General features: G+C 46.9%; 18 protein-coding genes. 13 read left to right on the forward strand and 5 right to left on the reverse strand.

All coding sequences use genetic code 11. The features are described from left to right. Positions 1-64: 64 nt before the first annotated feature. From L3V27_RS07155 to L3V27_RS07175, 5 genes are all read left to right on the forward strand, one after another. Entirely contained in the window at positions 65-310 is a 246-nt protein-coding gene (locus tag L3V27_RS07155) for a DUF3297 family protein (RefSeq protein ID WP_005383498.1), read from the forward strand. 226 nt (positions 311-536) lie between these two features. Further along, positions 537-1,271: an ABC transporter ATP-binding protein gene (locus L3V27_RS07160; RefSeq protein WP_225461417.1), complete on the forward strand. Its 735-nt coding sequence runs from the start codon at positions 537-539 to the stop codon at positions 1,269-1,271. Further along, positions 1,258-3,768, forward strand: coding sequence for an ABC transporter permease (locus tag L3V27_RS07165; protein WP_237311443.1), 2,511 nt, complete (start codon positions 1,258-1,260; stop codon positions 3,766-3,768). Before L3V27_RS07160 ends, L3V27_RS07165 begins: the two co-directional genes overlap by 14 nt. Next, positions 3,768-4,877, forward strand: coding sequence for a lipocalin-like domain-containing protein (locus L3V27_RS07170; protein ID WP_237311445.1), 1,110 nt, complete (start codon positions 3,768-3,770; stop codon positions 4,875-4,877). Before L3V27_RS07165 ends, L3V27_RS07170 begins: the two co-directional genes overlap by 1 nt. A gap of 178 nt (positions 4,878-5,055) precedes the next feature. Beyond that, entirely contained in the window at positions 5,056-5,955 is a 900-nt protein-coding gene (locus L3V27_RS07175) for an AraC family transcriptional regulator (protein WP_237311446.1), read from the forward strand. Between the two features lie 59 nt (positions 5,956-6,014). On the opposite strand, the gene L3V27_RS07180 is transcribed toward L3V27_RS07175, so the two are convergent. Further along, the gene (locus tag L3V27_RS07180; RefSeq protein ID WP_237311447.1) at positions 6,015-6,437 is read right to left on the reverse strand and encodes an organic hydroperoxide resistance protein; all 423 of its coding nucleotides are present in this window, start codon (positions 6,435-6,437) and stop codon (positions 6,015-6,017) included. Positions 6,438-6,574: 137 nt separating this feature from the next. Between L3V27_RS07180 and L3V27_RS07185 the strand changes: the two genes are divergently transcribed. The 4 genes from L3V27_RS07185 (at position 6,575) to L3V27_RS07200 (ending at position 10,962) form a co-directional block, all read left to right on the forward strand. Then, positions 6,575-7,033, forward strand: coding sequence for a MarR family transcriptional regulator (locus L3V27_RS07185; RefSeq protein ID WP_237311448.1), 459 nt, complete (start codon positions 6,575-6,577; stop codon positions 7,031-7,033). Between the two features lie 303 nt (positions 7,034-7,336). Next, the gene (gene ahpC / locus L3V27_RS07190) at positions 7,337-7,894 is read left to right on the forward strand and encodes an alkyl hydroperoxide reductase subunit C (protein ID WP_005395542.1); all 558 of its coding nucleotides are present in this window, start codon (positions 7,337-7,339) and stop codon (positions 7,892-7,894) included. 157 nt (positions 7,895-8,051) lie between these two features. Then, positions 8,052-9,620 (forward strand): alkyl hydroperoxide reductase subunit F, encoded by a 1,569-nt coding sequence (gene ahpF, locus L3V27_RS07195; protein WP_237311449.1) that lies wholly within the window; start codon positions 8,052-8,054, stop codon positions 9,618-9,620. A gap of 922 nt (positions 9,621-10,542) precedes the next feature. Beyond that, a complete protein-coding gene (locus L3V27_RS07200) occupies positions 10,543-10,962 on the forward strand; it encodes a VOC family protein (protein ID WP_025793617.1) in 420 nt (139 codons plus the stop codon). Between the two features lie 77 nt (positions 10,963-11,039). Here the strand turns inward: L3V27_RS07200 and L3V27_RS07205 are convergent, their stop codons facing one another. Both L3V27_RS07205 and L3V27_RS07210 read right to left on the reverse strand, forming a co-directional pair. Continuing rightward, the gene (locus L3V27_RS07205) at positions 11,040-11,579 is read right to left on the reverse strand and encodes a CAP domain-containing protein (protein ID WP_167427830.1); all 540 of its coding nucleotides are present in this window, start codon (positions 11,577-11,579) and stop codon (positions 11,040-11,042) included. A gap of 127 nt (positions 11,580-11,706) precedes the next feature. Further along, positions 11,707-12,663, reverse strand: a complete 957-nt coding sequence (locus L3V27_RS07210) for a LysR family transcriptional regulator (protein WP_167427831.1) — start codon at positions 12,661-12,663, stop codon at positions 11,707-11,709. Positions 12,664-12,789: 126 nt separating this feature from the next. Here L3V27_RS07210 and L3V27_RS07215 point away from each other — a divergent pair, with 126 nt between their 5' ends. The 3 genes from L3V27_RS07215 (at position 12,790) to L3V27_RS07225 (ending at position 14,910) form a co-directional block, all read left to right on the forward strand. Beyond that, positions 12,790-13,476, forward strand: a complete 687-nt coding sequence (locus L3V27_RS07215) for a DJ-1/PfpI family protein (RefSeq protein ID WP_167427832.1) — start codon at positions 12,790-12,792, stop codon at positions 13,474-13,476. Between the two features lie 84 nt (positions 13,477-13,560). Next, positions 13,561-14,046: a sigma-70 family RNA polymerase sigma factor gene (locus L3V27_RS07220; protein ID WP_167427833.1), complete on the forward strand. Its 486-nt coding sequence runs from the start codon at positions 13,561-13,563 to the stop codon at positions 14,044-14,046. A gap of 168 nt (positions 14,047-14,214) precedes the next feature. Continuing rightward, a complete protein-coding gene (locus tag L3V27_RS07225; protein ID WP_046875662.1) occupies positions 14,215-14,910 on the forward strand; it encodes a VC0807 family protein in 696 nt (231 codons plus the stop codon). A 73-nt stretch (positions 14,911-14,983) separates the two neighbouring features. On the opposite strand, the gene L3V27_RS07230 is transcribed toward L3V27_RS07225, so the two are convergent. Both L3V27_RS07230 and L3V27_RS07235 read right to left on the reverse strand, forming a co-directional pair. Then, complete coding sequence (locus tag L3V27_RS07230; RefSeq protein ID WP_237311450.1) at positions 14,984-15,976, reverse strand: zinc-dependent alcohol dehydrogenase family protein; 993 nt, start codon at positions 15,974-15,976, stop codon at positions 14,984-14,986. An 88-nt stretch (positions 15,977-16,064) separates the two neighbouring features. Beyond that, entirely contained in the window at positions 16,065-16,880 is an 816-nt protein-coding gene (locus tag L3V27_RS07235; protein WP_237311567.1) for a helix-turn-helix transcriptional regulator, read from the reverse strand. A 111-nt stretch (positions 16,881-16,991) separates the two neighbouring features. Between L3V27_RS07235 and L3V27_RS07240 the strand changes: the two genes are divergently transcribed. Then, a complete protein-coding gene (locus L3V27_RS07240) occupies positions 16,992-17,684 on the forward strand; it encodes an MOSC domain-containing protein (RefSeq protein ID WP_237311451.1) in 693 nt (230 codons plus the stop codon). Positions 17,685-17,695: the final 11 nt, after the last annotated feature.

Consider the following 17,695-nt stretch of genomic DNA (forward strand, 5'->3'; position numbering starts at 1 on the left):
ATCTTGAACACTCACTGTGCACTGACTACAATGGCGCACTTTTTACGGAATTTAGGTCACAAACATGACAGATACAGCTAAACCAGCTCTACCAGATCGCCTAGCAGGTAACCCACGTAGCCCATTCTTCATCAAAGAATGTTTCGATCACCAAATCGGTATCCGTTTTAACGGCAAAGAGCGCACAGACGTAGAAGAATACTGCGTGAGCGAAGGTTGGGTGAAAATTGCTTCTCCTAAAGCAAAAGACCGTTTTGGTAACCCAATGCTGATCAAACTTAAAGGCGAAGTTGAAGCGTACTACGTATAAGCTGACCACGCTGAATTTCTTTGAAAGCTCGAGTTTGACTCGGGCTTTTTTAATGTCTGTTATATCCCTTTCCCGTTTAATCTATTCCCTCTTATTTTCAGTACAAGTTATTAAGAAATCGATGTAAATCGCTGTTTTTATCTGATTGTTGGCTAAAGTTTTTATAGAACTTACTTAAATAGCCATTGCCAAAAGAAACGACACCTTTTGAATACAGGGAGAGGAAATGGAAAGCCCACTTGTCACACTCAAACACGCCAGCAAAAGCTTTGTCGATGGCAAAGAGAGCCATCGTGTGCTGGAAGGCATCGACTTCACCCTCAATTCGGGAGCGAGTGTCGCACTGACGGGGGCAAGTGGTAGCGGCAAAAGTACTTTACTCAATATCATCGCTGGCTTTGAGCCACTTTCCGGTGGTGAGTTGTGGCTAGACGGCGACAACGCAGCGGCTTGGAAAGACCCACAATGGAGCCGATTTCGCCATCAAAAACTCGGGGTTATTTTTCAGCAATTCAACCTCTTAACACCTCTTAACGTAAAGAAAAACATCGCCTTTCCTCTCAATTTGAATCAACAAAGATGGAATGACTGGTGCGATTATCTGGTCGAAACGTTAGGCATCAGCCAGCTTCTCGACAGGCATGTTTCTGCTCTTTCAGGCGGTCAACAACAACGCGTCGCGATTGCCCGTGCACTTGCCCACAAACCCAAACTTCTGCTTGCCGATGAACCCACAGGAAACCTTGACCAAAAGGCGGGCTTAGAAGTGATGAAACTGTTGAATGAAATCACCACCCAAGGCAATACCGCTGTGCTCTTGGTGACCCACAGCCCTGAGTGTGCCGAGTTCATGCAAACCCAATTACGTTTAAAAGATGGGCGCTTGGAGGATGGTCGTTTGCAAAGCGGACTGACGCAAAATCAGAGCGATGTAAATGAGCAACATCATGAAGCAAGCTAAGCAACCAAACACCAGATTCACTCATACTCGACTCGCCCTGAATCTGTTTGCGGCGCACTATCGGCAGGCACCACTGCAAGCCGCCGCGATTCTGATCGGTATTGTGCTGGCTGTGACCTTGTTTGTTGCGGTGCAAGCCATCAACCTCAATGCCAAGCGCAGTTATGCTGAGTCTACCGAGCAGCTTAGCGCACAAGCTCAGAACTTAATTATTCCACCAGCAGGGCAAAACTATCTGCCCGAATCGCTCTACTTCACCCTCAGACAAAACGGACTCAGTGCAACACTACCTGTAATCGAAGGGCGAGTGAGAGACGAACAAGGGCGTCGCTGGTCAGTGCAAGGTAGCGAGTTGATTGCCGCAATTTCCTCACGTTCGCGCTATTCTTCAGAAAACCAACAGAACGTCTCTTTGTTCGACAGTGCTTTACCTTTGCCTGAGCTTTTAGCCGGCAAGCCAATCGTGATGATGAGCCAATCTCAACATCAAAACTTAGGAGAGGTAGAAACCCTAACTTTGGACGACATTCCAACCCAAGTGGTGGTGTTGCCTGACGAATGGCAGTTAGGTAGCCGAATGTTGATGGACATTGGCTTTGCCCAGCAACTGCTCAATAAACAAGGACAGATCAGTTACATTGCGGTTTTCCATTCAGGTGATAAAGGGAATAAAGACACGCAAGCAAATTGGCAAAGCATCATTGGCGATCAAGGACAATGGATTTCCAATAATCAAAGTACAGACCTTGGCTCACTGACCGACAGCTTTCACCTCAACCTCACGGCAATGAGCTTACTCGCGTTTTTAGTCGGGCTGTTCATTGCCTACAACGGCGTAAAGTACAGCTTGCTGAAACGCAATCGACTGTTAGTGCAGATTCAACAGGCAGGCGTTGCGCCGAGCATTGTGTTCTCTGCGCTGTTAGTTGAACTCACTATTCTCGTTACCATCGGCTCTTCCCTCGGTTTTGTATTGGGCATGCAGCTTAGCCACTGGTTACATCCGACCGTGGCACTGACTTTAGAACAACTTTATGGCGCGACACTTCTGCCCGGAACTTGGCAGTGGCAATGGTGGGCGCAAGCACTGCTGCTCACGTTAGCCGCAACCCTGTTGGCGTGTTGGCAGCACTTTAAACAGCGAGTGCGCCAGCCGCTCTCTTCTCATGGTGGATTTTATCAAGCGCCTGAAGCCTCTAACGAAAACCAATTGTTCGTGATAGGTGCCGCGTTGACGACTCTCGCACTCGCAGGGTTATGGCTGAGTGAGCATCACCGCTTCACCATGGCATGGCTCGGCGTGCTTGTGGTGTCGATTCCTTTGTATCTACCCAAAACACTCAGCGTCTTAGCCAATTGGTGTGAAAAGCGCACCAGTTCTGGTTTGATGCAATATCTGTTTGCTGAGTTGCGCGAGCTGATTTCTCCGCTTTCTCTCGCCATGATGGCACTGCTACTCGCCGTTACAGCCAATATGGGGATGAATACCTTAGTTGGTAGCTTTGAGTCCACCTTAAAACAGTGGTTAGAACAAAGGCTACACGCCGATATTTACGTCAGCCCTGCGCAAGGAGAAATCGCAGATGTAGAGCGCGCATTAGGACAGTTCGACAAGGTTGAGACCGTCTACAAGCAATACTACGTCGACGATAACCTGCAAGGGTTACCGATTTTGCTTGGCACAAAAGACAAAGACACCTTAGAACAAACCATGGTGTTCAAATCGCACTTGGAGAACTTCTGGCAACGCTTTTACCGAGGTGAACTGGTCGCCATCAGTGAACCTACTGCGGTCAAACTGGGTTTATCACTGGGTAGCGAACTCACACTTGATGCCATTCCAAATAAGAACCTGCTTGTGGGCGCGATATTCCATGATTACGGCTCACCCAATGGTGAAGTGTTATTGGCACCAAAATTATGGCAAGAGAGCGGATTTACCGACCTGCCGACAAGCCTTGGCATTAAAGTCTCGGGGGACCCACAAATCGTATACGAGCAACTGCGCGAGCAATTGAATCTGCATCCGAGTCAGCTCTACGATCAGGCGCAAATCAAATCCATCGCGTTAGATATTTTCTCGCAAACCTTCGCCATTACGCGCGCTCTCAACGGCGTGACTTTGATGGTCGCGGTGATTGGTTTGTTCAGTGCTTGCTTCATGTTGCTCGACGCGCGCAAAGCCGCCATTGCAAGGCTGTATGCACTTGGCGTCAGCCGTCGTAAATTAATGACCATGGTGGTCGGGCAGATCGTCGCTCTGGTCAGTTTTACTCTGGTTATCGCCCTACCTTTAGGAGCCATGGTGGGTTATGTGCTGACAGACATCGTCACCTTGCGCGCTTTTGGTTGGAGCTTAAATTATCTGTGGAATTGGAGTGATGCCCTCAGCATTGCGGCAATCACCATCTTGGTGGCGGTGATTGCAACCTTGATTCCGCTGTGGCGATTGGTCAGTAAGCCTGTCGTGTCCAGTTTGCAAAGCGAGGTGTTGTGATGGTTCGATTGGCAAGCAAGCTTACTCTACTCATAAGCAGTTTGTTCCTGTTCGGCTGCGAAGAACCGCAACAACAAAATATGGGTACGTTGCTGGGAAGTCGAGAAACACAAAGCGAGAGCAACCCATTCACACCCGTAGAAAAAGGTGTCGAACTCACCTTTCCTACCGATCATCAAGCGCACCCGAATTTTCGTCATGAATGGTGGTACTTAACCGCTAACTTAATTGATGAAGAAGGTAATCCTCTCGGAATACAGTGGACTCAATTTCGCTTTGCTGCTGCGCCACCAATGGGCGAAGATGACGTGAAGAAAACCGAATGGCAAACTCAGCAAATCTACATGGCGCATAGCGCGGTTACAACGCAAGACAAACATTATGCTGATGAAAAATGGTCACGCGATCAAGCCTCTCTAGCAGGTGTTGATACTTCACCATTTCGAGTTTATCTCGATGATTGGCAGTGGACGTCTTCAACCACCGACCTTTTCCCCGCCACGCTAAATGCCAATTCAGAGCAGTTTGGCTATTCGCTGACGCTTACCAGCAGCGCACCTTATCAAAAACAAGGTGAACAAGGTTACAGCACCAAAAGTGCCGATGGTCAGGTGGCTTCCTATTACTACAGCCAACCGTTTATTGATGTCTCCGGTGAAGTCACCATCGACGGTGAAACCCATCAAGTGTCGGGTAAAGGTTGGATAGATCGAGAGTGGAGCTCGCAGTTCTTACTCGACTCACAACAAGGCTGGGACTGGTTTGCTCTAAGGTTGAGTGACCAAACCAGCTTGGTGGTGTTCCAATTGCGGGATTCCAAAACCGGAGCAGCCAGTTACTCCAGCGCAAGGCTGATGCAGCAAGATGGTTCTGGCATCGCTATCCCACAAAAAGACATTCAGTTAGAGGCGACCAAGCAAACAGAAATCCAAGGGCGAAAGTATCCAACCCAGTGGCAAGTGTCGATTCCTAACCAGCAAGTTGAGCTTACCGTTTCTGCACTCAACCCGAACGCGAAAATGCCCCTTTCTGTGCCTTATTGGGAAGGCCCTGTGCGTATTGAGGGCTCTCATTCAGGGACAGGTTATATGGAGCTGACGGGATATTAAGCGCTCTGAACGGATTTCAATTACCGTTGAGAAGCCATCTTAAGAACCATCTCCTACCCGCAACAGAATGCATCATAATCAGAAATAAATGACTACGACGCATTTATTCGATACTAGCCTTGAATCCTTGCTTCGTTGCGGTACGCTTTGAGCAAATCAAACAAGGGTGGCCCCTCTCATGCGTGTCGATTATCACCAACGACTCGTTCCTGTTATTCGCTATCTGGAACAGCACTTTAACGATCCTCTCAATTTGCTCGAAGTGGCAGCGCTAGCCAACCTCTCTCCCTATCATTTTCACCGTACCTTCAAGGCGGTACAAGGCGAAACATTAGCCGACTTCATCCGACGTTTACGGCTAGAGGCGGCAGCAGACGACCTTTTCAAATCAAAGCAACCAGTGCTGAACATCGCGTTAGAGTACGGTTTTTCTAGTTCGCAAAGCCTAGCTAAGGCGTTTAAGCAGCATTATGGCGTAACACCAACCGCCTTTCGCGACTGTAAAAACTACCAGCAATTTTCTGAACTCGCGCGAAACAGCAAGATTGGACACGCACTGCGCAAGAATGGAAACGAACGAGCCCTAAGCGATTCATATACTGACTCTGAACTCACAACATGGAGCAACAATATGGAAACGCAAAACTTTGATAAAGCAAAATTGGCTTACATTCGCGTTAACGGCCCTTACGGCAAAGGCTATGAAGAACCATCAGGTCGCTTGTATCAATGGGCAGGAATGAAAGGTTTGGCGGGCAATACCTGTATCTTCATTTATCACGATAACCCAGAAATCACGCCAGACGAGAAGTGTCGTACTGATATCTGTCTAATGGTGCCAGAAGATACCGAAGTACCAAAAGGCATTGAGCTGCAAGACTTCCCCGGCGGTCAATATGCGGTGATGCGCCAGCAAATTACCGAATTCAGCCAATACCCTAAAGCATGGGATGATTTGATGAGCAAAGTGGTTGAATCTGGTATTGAAAACGACTGTCGACCTTGCTTCGAACTTTATCATAGCTACGATCCACAAACGCACCATGCAGACGTCAGCTTCTGCACTGCCATCAAATAATCGAAAAAAGCCTGCACGTTCGCAGGCTTTCCTTCTATTAGAAATAATGTCTAAATCGATTAGATCGCTTCGCCGTTTACTGTAACAGCAACATCTATATTGCCACGAACGGCGTTTGAGTATGGGCAAACTTGGTGTGCAATGCGCGTTAGCTCTAATGCTTGTTCTTGTGGTAGATCTAACTCTGCCGCGAGGCTAACGGTCAACGCAAAGCCACCGTTATCGTTCGGACCAATGCCCACTTCCGCTATTACGGGTGCACTTTTCAGGTTTACTTTACCTTCACGTGCTACGTGCAGAATAGCGTTAGAAAAACATGCTGAATAGCCCGCTGCGAAAAGCTGCTCAGGGTTAGTTGCCGCACCTGTGCCGCCCATTTCCTTCGGGTATGACAGCTCTAGATCGAGAAGACCGTCATCTGTTTTTACTTGACCATTACGACCAGCCAAAGCAGTAGCTTGAGTTTTGTATAGAGTAGTCATGCGATTGTCCTTCTTAATTTAAGTTGCGCGCAATTTAATTGCTTACAATCTTATATCGAAGTAAAGATCGTTTGCAACTATATTGTGCACAATTTATCTTGTTACTCTCTTTCTCTGTAAGCAGGTAGGCAACGCCAATGAGCCAGTGTTACACCGACAACACCATGACCAACGACGATAAACTCTTACTCGAAAACCAAGTTTGCTTCCCGCTCTATAGTGCAGCAAATGCGGTGATCCGAGCTTACCGCCCTTTGCTGGACGAACTTGATCTGACTTATTCGCAATACTTAGTGATGATGGTGTTGTGGGAGAAAGACGGTGCCAGTGTTAAAGAACTGGGCTCGCAACTGCATTTGGATTCAGGCACGCTCACACCGCTGCTTAAACGATTAGAAACAAAAGGCTATGTAGAACGTGGTCGCAGTGACACCGATGAGCGCGTACGCGTACTCAACCTTACAGAGCAAGGTCGTGACCTCAAAGAGCAAGCCAAGTCAGTGCCAAACGCCATGATGTGTAAAATCACGTTAGAGATGGATGAAATGATCATGCTGAAGAAGTTGTGCGGCAAGGTGCTCGACAATCTGAACTAAAAAATAAAAGCATCAGCTTCCCCACTTCCTATTAGAAAGAGCCTGCCGAAATGCAGGTTCTTTCGATCTTAGCCAGACGATATCTTAAAGGTCATCATCGGTATTCTCTATTACCACTCGGCCTTCCTCTTCAATAAAACCTATCAAAGCAAACTCACTTACATCGGGCTTCCCTATTAATAAAGATAGGAAATGACTATCAATAGGATAGTTACAAGCGATTTTCCTTAAACACAATCCAATGCGAATATACTTTCCGAAAGCAAGAACTGCTCACCCTAAAACATTCTGAGGAAAGTAAAAATGATTAATACAAAGATCAAACCATTTGCAGCTACAGCATACAAAAACGGCGAATTCGTTGAAGTAACAGAACAAGACGTTCTAGGCAAATGGGCTGTATTCTTCTTCTACCCAGCAGACTTCACATTCGTATGTCCGACAGAACTAGGTGACCTAGCAGACCACTACGAAGAGCTACAAAAACGCGGCGTTGAAGTGTACTCAGTATCAACAGACACACACTTCACTCACAAAGCTTGGCACGATAGCTCAGAAACCATCGGCAAGATCCAGTACTACATGCTTGGCGACCAAACAGGCAACATCACAAACAACTTCGGTGTGATGCGTGAAGGTCAAGGTCTTGCAGACCGTGCAACGTTCCTAATCGACCCAGAAGGTACTATCCAAGCAATGGAAATCACTGCTGAAGGTATCGGTCGTGACGCAGAAGACCTACTACGCAAAGTGAAAGCAGCTCAGTACGTAGCAGCACACCCAGGTGAAGTTTGCCCAGCGAAATGGAAAGAAGGCGAAGAGACGCTAGCTCCTTCTCTAGACCTAGTAGGCAAAATCTAAGCCACTGAATTTAAGCTCAATTTGACATGCTAATTGACGCTTAACTTAGAGAGCATTCCAGGTTAGATACCTTGACGACCTTCTGCCTGGTTTGCTCTCTCCCTACTGATTTTATCCAGAGTAACCACTCTTTTGTTTATTTAAGGTAACAACAACTATGTTAGACCAAGCGATCCAACAACAACTCAAACAATATCTGGCTAATGTAAAAGAAGACGTTCGTCTAGTGGTTAGTCTAGATGAAAGCAAAGCATCGAATGACATTCTGTCTCTGGCGAACCAAATCGCAGAGATGAGCGACTTTATCACCGTTGAACGTGACGACAACGCAAGCGCACGTAAACCAGTGATGACGGTGACGAACCCAGTAAAAGGCACAGCACTTCGTTTTGCTGGCCTACCAATGGGTCACGAATTTACCTCTCTGGTATTGGCATTACTGCACTCTGGTGGTCATCCAATCAAACTAGAGCCGGAAGTGATTGAACAAATCGCAGCGCTAGATAAAGAGTTGGAAGTTGAAGTGTTCATTTCACTGTCGTGCCAAAACTGTCCAGACGTTGTTCAAGCGTTCAACATGATGGCGGCAATCAACCCGAAAGTGAAAGCAACCATGATCGACGGTGCACTCTTCCAAGATGAAGTGAAACAACGCGACATCATGGCCGTACCAAGCGTATTCGTGAACGGTGAGCTATTCGGTCAAGGCCGTATGTCTCTAACTGAAATCCTAAACAAAGTGGATGACGAAGCGAGCGAGAAAGCCGCAAAAGCACTGAGCGAAAAAGACCCATACGACGTGCTAGTTGTCGGCGGTGGCCCTGGTGGTAGTGCAGCAGCACTATACGCAGCGCGTAAAGGTATTCGCACTGGCGTTGTCGCTAAACGCTTCGGTGGTCAGGTGATGGACACTATGGCAATCGAGAACTTTATCTCGGTAAAACGTACTGAAGGTCCAAAACTGGCGACTGACCTAGCCGAGCACCTAAAAGAATACGACGTAGACGTTGTGACTGAGCAACAAGCGCAAAAACTGATGGGCGCAGCGCACACAGATGATGGCTTGATTCATATCCAACTTGAAAGCGGCGCAACGCTGAAAAGTAAGAGTGTCATCCTAAGCCCTGGTGCACGCTGGCGTGAAATGAACGTTCCGGGCGAGCAAGAGTACCGCAACAAAGGCGTCGCGTACTGCCCACACTGTGACGGCCCGCTATTCAAAGGCAAGAAAACCGCGGTTATCGGTGGTGGTAACTCAGGCATCGAAGCGGCTATCGACCTAGCAGGTATTGTTGAGCACGTAACCGTTCTTGAATTTGCAGACGTACTTCGCGCAGACCAAGTGCTTATCGACAAAGCGAACTCACTACCAAACGTAGACATCATCACGATGGCGCAAACTACTGAAGTTGTGGGTGACGGTACTCGCGTAACAAGCTTGAAGTACAAAGACCGCAACACAGATGAAATCAAAGAGATTGAACTGTCAGGTATCTTTGTTCAAATCGGTCTAGTACCAAACACAGAATGGCTGAAAGATTCAGAAGTAGCGCTTTCTGAGCGCGGCGAAATTGAAGTTGGTAGCCGTGGTGAAACCAGCCTAGAAGGTGTCTTCGCAGCGGGTGACGCTACGACGGTTCCTTACAAACAGATCATCATTGCGATGGGTGAAGGTGCAAAAGCAAGCTTAGGCGCGTTTGACTACCTAATCCGTAAGCAAGGTTAATCTCCAATTTCTTGAGCACAAAGCGCACGGTGCTGTGTTTTCTTCCCCGGAAAACCAATCGGGGCACCGTGACAGCGATGAGGAACAAGAAATAAAATCAAAAGACCTAGAAGCCCAAAGACTTTGCCAGCAGGTATTAACTGCTGGCTTTTTTGGTTTTGGGGAGGGGTGTAAGTACATCCTCCAGCACTCCGAGTTCAAACTGGAGAGACTGGCTCTACAATCGCGGATAATTCAGTTCACTCCACTAGCATCACAACGCGCTGCGAATAGATTCTGAATACTCGCTTAGGCTCCTTCAGAATGACACTGTTCGTGTAGCGCTCTCTTCGCGTCATTCCCGCGAACCTAGGTGAGACTGGGAATCTACTCACCACAAGCTTGAACGAAAGAAATTCACATACATACACGTGAAGCATCAACGGTTAGAGAATTCATGTACATGCTCCTCCTCTCAGCCTCAAACCACCAACCCCACCTAACCTTCGCTTGTATCAAACTCTAAAGATCTCAACTCTCCGAGCTCAAGGTGGCAAGTTCTACAATCGCGGATAATTCAATTCACACCACCAGCATCGAAACGCGCTGCAAATAGACTCTGAATACTCGCTTAGCCTCCTTCAGAATGACTCAGTTCGTTTAGCGTTCTCTTCACGTCATTCCCGCGAACCTAGGTGAGACTGGGAATCTACTCACCACAAACTCGATCGAAAATGATTAGCACGAACAAACAAAAGATGAAAGAGGGTTGTAAGCACCTAACCCAACTCGCAGATTCAAAGTACCACCCCACCGAATCTCTCCATGTATCAAGCTCCAAAGACACCAACCCTAAAAAATTTAAAAAAGCCCTTTACCTCAACGTAACTTGAGGTTTTAGCATGTTCATCGTTGGCTAGGAAATGACAAAAAGGAGCACATCATGATCCAACTAGAACATATTAATTTAGTCGTGAAAAACATCCCTGAAATGCTGAAGTTTTATCAAACTGCATTTCCACATTGGTACGTGCGTGATGAGGGGAAAGGCGAATGGAGTGGTAAGCCAAGAAACTGGCTACATTTTGGCGACGAGTATCAATACATTGCCATGAGTGACCACGGTGAAGGAGAGAACCGCGAGTTGGGCGGCCACCAAGTAGGGCTAGCGCATTTTGCTTATGTGACCAACAACGTCGATGCCATCATAAAAAGACTGACCGATGCAGGTTATCCGATTGCCCAACCTGGGGCTGATGAGCCATATCGCAAGAATGTGTATTTTGTTGACCCTGCAGGTTTTGAGATCGAATTCGTTGAATACCTGACGGATGATCCAAAACTTCGTAACCTGACAAGCTAAAAGAGACGTAAATAATAAAACGCCAGCAGATGGTTACTGCTGGCGTTTTAGTTTATCTATCTGGTTTCTTTATCGCATTAGCGCTGTTTGGCAAAAACCTGAGTCCAGTAATACCCGTAGCTTGCCGAGTGATTTTCGACAAGCGACGCGCCCATCTGATCAAAATCCGCACTCATGATATTGAGGCAGTGACCTTCGCTCGATAACCAAGCATTAACGACGGCGTTAATGGAACTTTGCCCTACGGCGACATTCTCACCAATAGCGCTCCAAGCATAGCCCGTTGCGTTGACTCGATCTGACATATTGCTGCCGTCAGAGCCTGTGTGACTCATGAAATCGCTGTTCGCCATGTCGCTTGAATGTCGATAAGCGGCGCTTTCCAAATCGTAGCTCCAAGTCAGTGCCCCAACAGGTGGCATGGTGGTTGCGCCACACTGTTGTGTAGTAGAGCGAGCGCTGTTGATCGCTGCAAGCATTTGCTCGGCAAATGTGCCTTGTGATGATGTGGAACCTGTGTTTTGTGAGCCGTTTTCTACAGGAGCTGACGACTCCCCATCGCCGTCACATGCGCTGAGAAGTAGGGCCAAAGCAGGCACTAAGATCTTAGTTGGCATTGTCTTTCCTTTATGAGTGACGAAGAGCAAACTGCGCTTGTCGATAATAACGCCCAATAACCTAACAAAAACCCATAAAAGCACCATATGGCTTGGAGTGTTTTAACCAAAGACTCACATGAAGTTTTCAATCTCCTTGGTTCGGTTGGTAAATCGGCAACGTTTCAGCCCACGTATGGAATTGCGTTTCATCCATATCCTGTATCGCTTGGGTGATAAAATCGATGAACACCCTTACTCGAGCAGGCACATATTCCCGGTTGGCATAGAGCAGATACACGCCATTTCCAGCTTGGCGCATACTCGGAAATATCGGCACTAAACGCCCCGCTTTGAGCCAATCTCTCGCGATAAAGTGAGGAATCTGAGTTAACCCTAAGCCTTCTGCGCAAAGCTCTGCCATGGATTCGCCGTCGTTTACAATAAAATTTCTCTCGGGGTTATACTCACTTGCACCGTCTGGTTCTGGCATCCGAATCGGCAACAGTTTCCCCGTTTGTTTAAAACGAAAACGAACCCAAGAATGGTCATTGAATGCGTCTGGGCCACTCGGAATACCATGCCGCGCTAAGTAATCCTGACTGCCACAGATAATAAAATCGATAGGACTCAGCTGGCGCACAATCAACTGACTGTCCTGAACAACACCAGAACGAATCGACACATCAATCCCTTGCTCAATAATATCAACGTAGGCGTCATCGTAATGAATATCGATGGTGATACTGGGGTAGCGGCGACAAAACTCTTTTAATAAAGGGCGAATGTAAAGGCGACCGTAGGAGACCGGCACATTAATCTTAAGCAGTCCTGAAAGCGCATCATTGTGGCTTTTTAATGAATCCTCACACGCCGTCAGTTCGTCCAGTACAAACCTAGCGGTATTTGCGTATCGACGACCGGCTTCTGTCAGACGGATCTGTCGCGTAGAACGTTGGAAAAGCTGTATTCCCAAGTCGCTTTCAAGACGATGGATGGCCTTACTCACCGTAGAAGGGTCTGTGCCATGCGCTTTGGCGGCCGCAGCAAAACTGCCACCTTCTAAAGTGGCAATAAAAAATCGTAGGGACCGTATCTTATCCATAAAACTCGTGCATTCCATTCGTGAACTTTATTCACTTTAGTAAAGACAAAGTGGCTCTTCAATCACCAATCAGCCCAAATATAATGAATCTCAATAACTTGACGCTCTGTTAGCGAGGAAAAAACAATGGGTAAAAATGGATTAAAGAATGCACTACAACTATTGATAGCGACCTTAGTCCTATTCTTTGGGATGCTTCAAACGGCACATGCGGCGGATAAACGCATTGGCATTCTGGTTTACGACGGCGTACTGACCTCTGATGTTACTGCGCCTTTAGAGGTCTTTGGCGTTGCAAGTCGTCTGACTTGGTTTAGCGATTATGAAGTAGTCACTATTTCCGTCTCTGAACAGAAAACCATCACCACTGAAGAGGGATTAAAAATTGGTGTGGATGCTTGGATTGGCGATCAGCCGGAACTCGACGTGCTGGTTTTAACATCCAGCTACGACATGGATGCGCTAATCGAAAACAAGGATCTCATTCACTTTATTCAAACCACATCAAAGGCGGCAGATTGGATGGCAAGTAATTGTTCTGGTGCGTATCTATTGGCCGAGGCTGGCCTGTTAAACGGTAAGAAAGCGACGACGTGGGCAGGAGGTGAAAACGGATTACAAAAAGACTATCCAGCAGTTGATGTACAGGTCGACCAGAATTTTGTTGTTGATGAGGGCGTCATCACCTCAAACGGCAGCCTAGTTAGCTATCAAGCCGCCCTTAAATTGCTGCATCTCATGACTTCGGAATCTAAAGCTCAAGAAGTCGCAGACGCCCTTCAATACTCACGTTTTTCTACCCAGCCATTTTAAGCGGGCAAGGACGAAACCGCAGGTAACCTTTGAAGCTTCAGAGGTTACCTTGCTGCTCAGCTCTACACTTCTGATCTTAATGCTATGGAAAAACACAAACGATACGAAGCACTGACGAAGGAGCAATACCAAGATATCTATCGTCTCGCATATTGGCTATGCAAAGATCATCACCTTGCTGAAGATTTGGCGCAAGACACCTTCCTGAAAGCGTGGCGATTCTTTGATAACTTAAATGATCCCAATGCCGCGAAGCCTTGGCTCATCACCATTTTGCGTCGTGAGAATGCTCGGCGCTTTGATAAAAAGCAGTACGATTTTGTCGATATTGATGAGTGTGTAATACAGGCAAAAACCTACCCTGGCAGTGACCACGACATGGCACAAGATTGGCTTCAAAAACAAATGATGATTCTCGAACCCAAATACCGAGAGCCATTGGTCTTAAAACTCGTAGTCGGGTTTAATCATAATGAAATTGCTCAAGTATTAGAGCTTAATCACAACACCGTGGCGACTCGATTATTCAGAGCACGCAATCAGAACATTGCGCAGAGGGAGCGCGATTAAGACACAAAAAAAGTAGTCAATCATGTCAACTAACTGGCTATGCTCCGGTCTATTTCATAAGTCGTTACACAACTCGGCGCTTTAACGCTTTACATCAAGCGCGACTAGATGAACACTTCTCGTCAAAGTACAATAACAGCCGACATAGAGTAGAGTCAGTAAAACATTATGAGTAACACAACGGCGAAAAAGCCGAATCCCCTATTCGAGATTCTTTTTAACGTATTCATCCCTTCCTTTATCTTGATGAAGTTTAGCGGCGATGAACACCTAGGAACAGCAATGGCGCTGGTTGTCGCTTTGCTATTTCCTATCATTTACGGCGGTATGGACCTTGTCCGGAACAAGAAATTTAACTTTATTTCTGCACTTGGCTTTATCAGTGTTTTATTAACTGGCGGCATTGGCTTGTTAGAGCTCGATACACGTTGGTTAGCCTTGAAAGAAGCCCTGATCCCTGGCCTGATCGGTTTAGCGGTTTTGGGCTCAACGTTTACCCGCTACCCACTGATGCAGAAGTTAGTATTGAATGACACGGTATTGAATTTATCGCTGATTAATGAACGCTTGAAAGAGAACGGTCAATCAGAGGCATTTGAACGTTGTCTAATGTCATCAAACTATCTGTTTGCGAGTACTTTTGCGTTCTCATCCGCGATGAACTACTTCCTTGCGACTTGGATCGTGACCAGTCCTTCGGGCACGGCTGCCTTTAATGAAGAGTTGGGTAAGATGACGCTTTACAGCTACCCGATGATTGCAATTCCAAGCATGTTAATGATGTTCGGTATTTTTTATTACATTTGGCGTCAAGTACGTACGATGACATCGCTCGAAACAGAACAAATTTTCCATCTAAAATAGTCCCATCATTACAAATAACCCATCAAAAAAGGGAGGATTTTATCCTCCCTTTTCTCAACAGACTCACTGTAATTCATAGCGTCAAAATGATTTTTCCTGACACCGCCGATGAGCGTTGCTCAACCATTTCAATCGCAGTTTGAAAATCCTCTAGCGGCAGTTCAGACGCTACACTTAACTTTATATCGTTGGCAATAAAGTGGTCTAACATTTCAGCGAATACCGCTTTTCTCCCGCCTTTACCTACCGACTCTTCCCAATACCGTAAAAAGAAGGTGCTAAAGTCGATGTTGTTGGTCTTCATCGATTCAAAAAACGCCGGCGTATAAGGCGCCAACGACAACGTTCCGTAGTTGATGTATTGACCGTTTTCTTTCAAGGTACGAATGAGAACCGTGCCAGCCTCACCACCTATCGCATCCAAAGCGACCGTTGGTTGTGGCAGTTTGCGCGTTTGCAGTTGCGCGTGTAAGTCTTGCTTCGCGTCCAATACTGGAATCGTATCGTACGGATACTCGTCTGGCTTTGAAGTGACAGCAATCAGTGTAAAACCCAGGGAGTGGGCGAGCTGGGCAAATATCTTACCGATCGCCGAACCCGCCGCATTGATGATCACCACATCCTCTTTGTTCAACTTAGCCACTTTAGTGGTGATCACCCACGCGGTTAACGCGTTGATGTACAACTGGCAGGCATAGCCGTTATCCAAACTCTCAGGTAGCGGAAAAAGATTCTCAGGCGAAGCATCTATGTAGTATTGCCAAGTACCACTCATCGCCACCAACACTTTTTGCCCAACTTGAAGGTCAGTGTGACCGACTGCACTGACTTCCACCACACGCCCAACCGCTTCAAATCCCGGCACGCGAGGTGGTACGTGAACGCGACGGTATTGCCCAACACCATGAATGGAAAGCAAGTCACTTGGGTTAATATTGGTGGCTTCCAGTCGCACCCGAACCTTGCCCTGAGCAAGCGGTTTGAGGGGCTCTTTTTCCAACGACAGCGACGTTTTTGGCTGACCAAAGCAGAATTGGTTCACTCGAGTATTTATCGTTGGTGCCATTGTTATTCATACCATGTAATTGAAATTCAAAAAGGAAGTTTCGCGACTTCTTCTCAAACGCATTGAGTTAAGTCGAAACTCTGTATTTCTACCTGCGCGATGCGCCGTTCACTCTAAACTGTTGTGGCGTCATATCAAAATAGGCTTTAAATGCTTTGATGTAGGATGAGTCGTTTTGATAACCCACTAGGTCTGCAATGGCTTGGATTGGCAACGTTTCATCTAACAAAGAAAGCGAGTAAATCAGCCGAATTTGTTGCCGCCAAAGCAGAAATGAAGTGTTGAATTCCTTGGCAAACAACCGTGATAAAGTGCGCTCAGACGCCCCAATTTTCTCCCCCCACTCTTTTAGCGAACAGCTCAACGCGGGCTCGTCAGTCAGTTGCTCGAAAATCAGTTTTAGTCGACGATCTTGTGGCAGTAATAACTGAAATGTCTGCACGTTGCTTTTCAAAATTTGATCATGCAACACCGCCAGCAAATGCAGTACTTCTTCGTGGCTTGTCTCATTTTCACACTGTCTGCGGATCTCTTGTAAAAGCTCATTTAAAAACGGCGTTAGAGCAATGGTTCTCACTTGTGGCTCGTACATTACGCCAAACGCAGGGTTAAGGTAAATGCCAACAAAGATCGTGTTACTCAGAGCAATCGACTCGTGTTGAACACCCGCAGGAACAAATAACGCAGAAGTGTGCGGAACCAAATGCTGATAATGCTCCGTTTGCGTTTGCAATAACCCTTTGATAGGAAAGATGATTTGATGCCAAGCGTGTTGATGCAGCGCATCAATGTAACCTTTTGGCATGTCGATGGTTTTCACCAAAACAGGGGAATGGGGATTCGCAGCCATCATCTCATTGGAGGTGACGACGCCTGACTTCGAATCAATTTGGCGAGTTAGCATTGTTAGTTGTCTTTTCATCCCTACTCCGACACAAGTTCACTAGGCTATCATGCTCCGCATCGCGAATGAAGGTTAACACTTTATCTCTCATTCAAATAATAAGGAGGTTACATGAAGAAAATCGGCGTCGTAAAAGCTGTGCTAGCAGGGAAAACCGTCCCTTATGCTCATGGTGCGCAAAGCGCAATCAACAAACAAGTGCTGCCTGAGCGCCAGCGCGCAACAGAACTTGGTTTTACCAGTGATGAGCAAGGTGATCCGCGCTTTCATGGTGGCATTCAAAAAGCGCTTCATATTTACCCAAGCGAGCACTACCCAATCTGGCAACAAGAATTAGGCGAAAGGCCAATTTTCCAATCCGCCGGAGGCTTTGGCGAAAACATCAGCTCCGAAGGCGTCACCGAATCCACGATTTGCTTGAAAGATAAAATTCGCATTGGCTCAACACTACTGGAAGTGTCGCAAGGTCGCATGCCTTGTTGGAAACTTAACGTACGCTTTGACCAACACGACATGGCGAGAAGACTGCAAGATACGCTTCGAACAGGCTGGTATTTCCGAGTGTTGGAAGAAGGCGATATCGGTGCAGGTGACGAGATTATTCTGTGCGAAAGACCTTATCCAGAATGGCCACTGGCTCGCATCATGGGTGCGGTTTTCACTGGCTGTTTAGATATAAAAGAACTCATTAAGCTGTCTGAACTGCCGTTAGTCGAGTCTTGGGGCAAGTTAGTCGTGCGCCGCCTAGAAACTGGCGAAGTCGAGGATTGGGAAATGCGCTTGGTTGGCCCAACAAGACAATAAAAAACGCAGAG

It is taken from the genome of Vibrio sp. J2-3(2022) (assembly GCF_021725735.1).
GTDB lineage: Bacteria > Pseudomonadota > Gammaproteobacteria > Enterobacterales > Vibrionaceae > Vibrio > Vibrio diabolicus.

Bases quoted from the DNA above. Each gene is read 5' to 3' on its own strand.
- L3V27_RS07200 (WP_025793617.1), top strand. From the start codon at position 10,543: ATGATCCAACTAGAACATATTAATTTAGTCGTGAAAAACATCCCTGAA.
- L3V27_RS07220 (WP_167427833.1), top strand. From the start codon at position 13,561: ATGGAAAAACACAAACGATACGAAGCACTGACGAAGGAGCAATACCAA.
- L3V27_RS07235 (WP_237311567.1), bottom strand. From the start codon at position 16,880: ATGCTAACTCGCCAAATTGATTCGAAGTCAGGCGTCGTCACCTCCAAT.
- L3V27_RS07165 (WP_237311443.1), top strand. From the start codon at position 1,258: ATGAAGCAAGCTAAGCAACCAAACACCAGATTCACTCATACTCGACTC.
- ahpC (WP_005395542.1), top strand. From the start codon at position 7,337: ATGATTAATACAAAGATCAAACCATTTGCAGCTACAGCATACAAAAAC.
- L3V27_RS07215 (WP_167427832.1), top strand. From the start codon at position 12,790: ATGGGTAAAAATGGATTAAAGAATGCACTACAACTATTGATAGCGACC.
- L3V27_RS07230 (WP_237311450.1), bottom strand. From the start codon at position 15,976: ATGGCACCAACGATAAATACTCGAGTGAACCAATTCTGCTTTGGTCAG.
- L3V27_RS07160 (WP_225461417.1), top strand. From the start codon at position 537: ATGGAAAGCCCACTTGTCACACTCAAACACGCCAGCAAAAGCTTTGTC.
- L3V27_RS07240 (WP_237311451.1), top strand. From the start codon at position 16,992: ATGAAGAAAATCGGCGTCGTAAAAGCTGTGCTAGCAGGGAAAACCGTC.
- L3V27_RS07210 (WP_167427831.1), bottom strand. From the start codon at position 12,663: ATGGATAAGATACGGTCCCTACGATTTTTTATTGCCACTTTAGAAGGT.
- ahpF (WP_237311449.1), top strand. From the start codon at position 8,052: ATGTTAGACCAAGCGATCCAACAACAACTCAAACAATATCTGGCTAAT.
- L3V27_RS07225 (WP_046875662.1), top strand. From the start codon at position 14,215: ATGAGTAACACAACGGCGAAAAAGCCGAATCCCCTATTCGAGATTCTT.
- L3V27_RS07180 (WP_237311447.1), bottom strand. From the start codon at position 6,437: ATGACTACTCTATACAAAACTCAAGCTACTGCTTTGGCTGGTCGTAAT.
- L3V27_RS07155 (WP_005383498.1), top strand. From the start codon at position 65: ATGACAGATACAGCTAAACCAGCTCTACCAGATCGCCTAGCAGGTAAC.
- L3V27_RS07185 (WP_237311448.1), top strand. From the start codon at position 6,575: ATGAGCCAGTGTTACACCGACAACACCATGACCAACGACGATAAACTC.
- L3V27_RS07175 (WP_237311446.1), top strand. From the start codon at position 5,056: ATGCGTGTCGATTATCACCAACGACTCGTTCCTGTTATTCGCTATCTG.
- L3V27_RS07170 (WP_237311445.1), top strand. From the start codon at position 3,768: ATGGTTCGATTGGCAAGCAAGCTTACTCTACTCATAAGCAGTTTGTTC.
- L3V27_RS07205 (WP_167427830.1), bottom strand. From the start codon at position 11,579: ATGCCAACTAAGATCTTAGTGCCTGCTTTGGCCCTACTTCTCAGCGCA.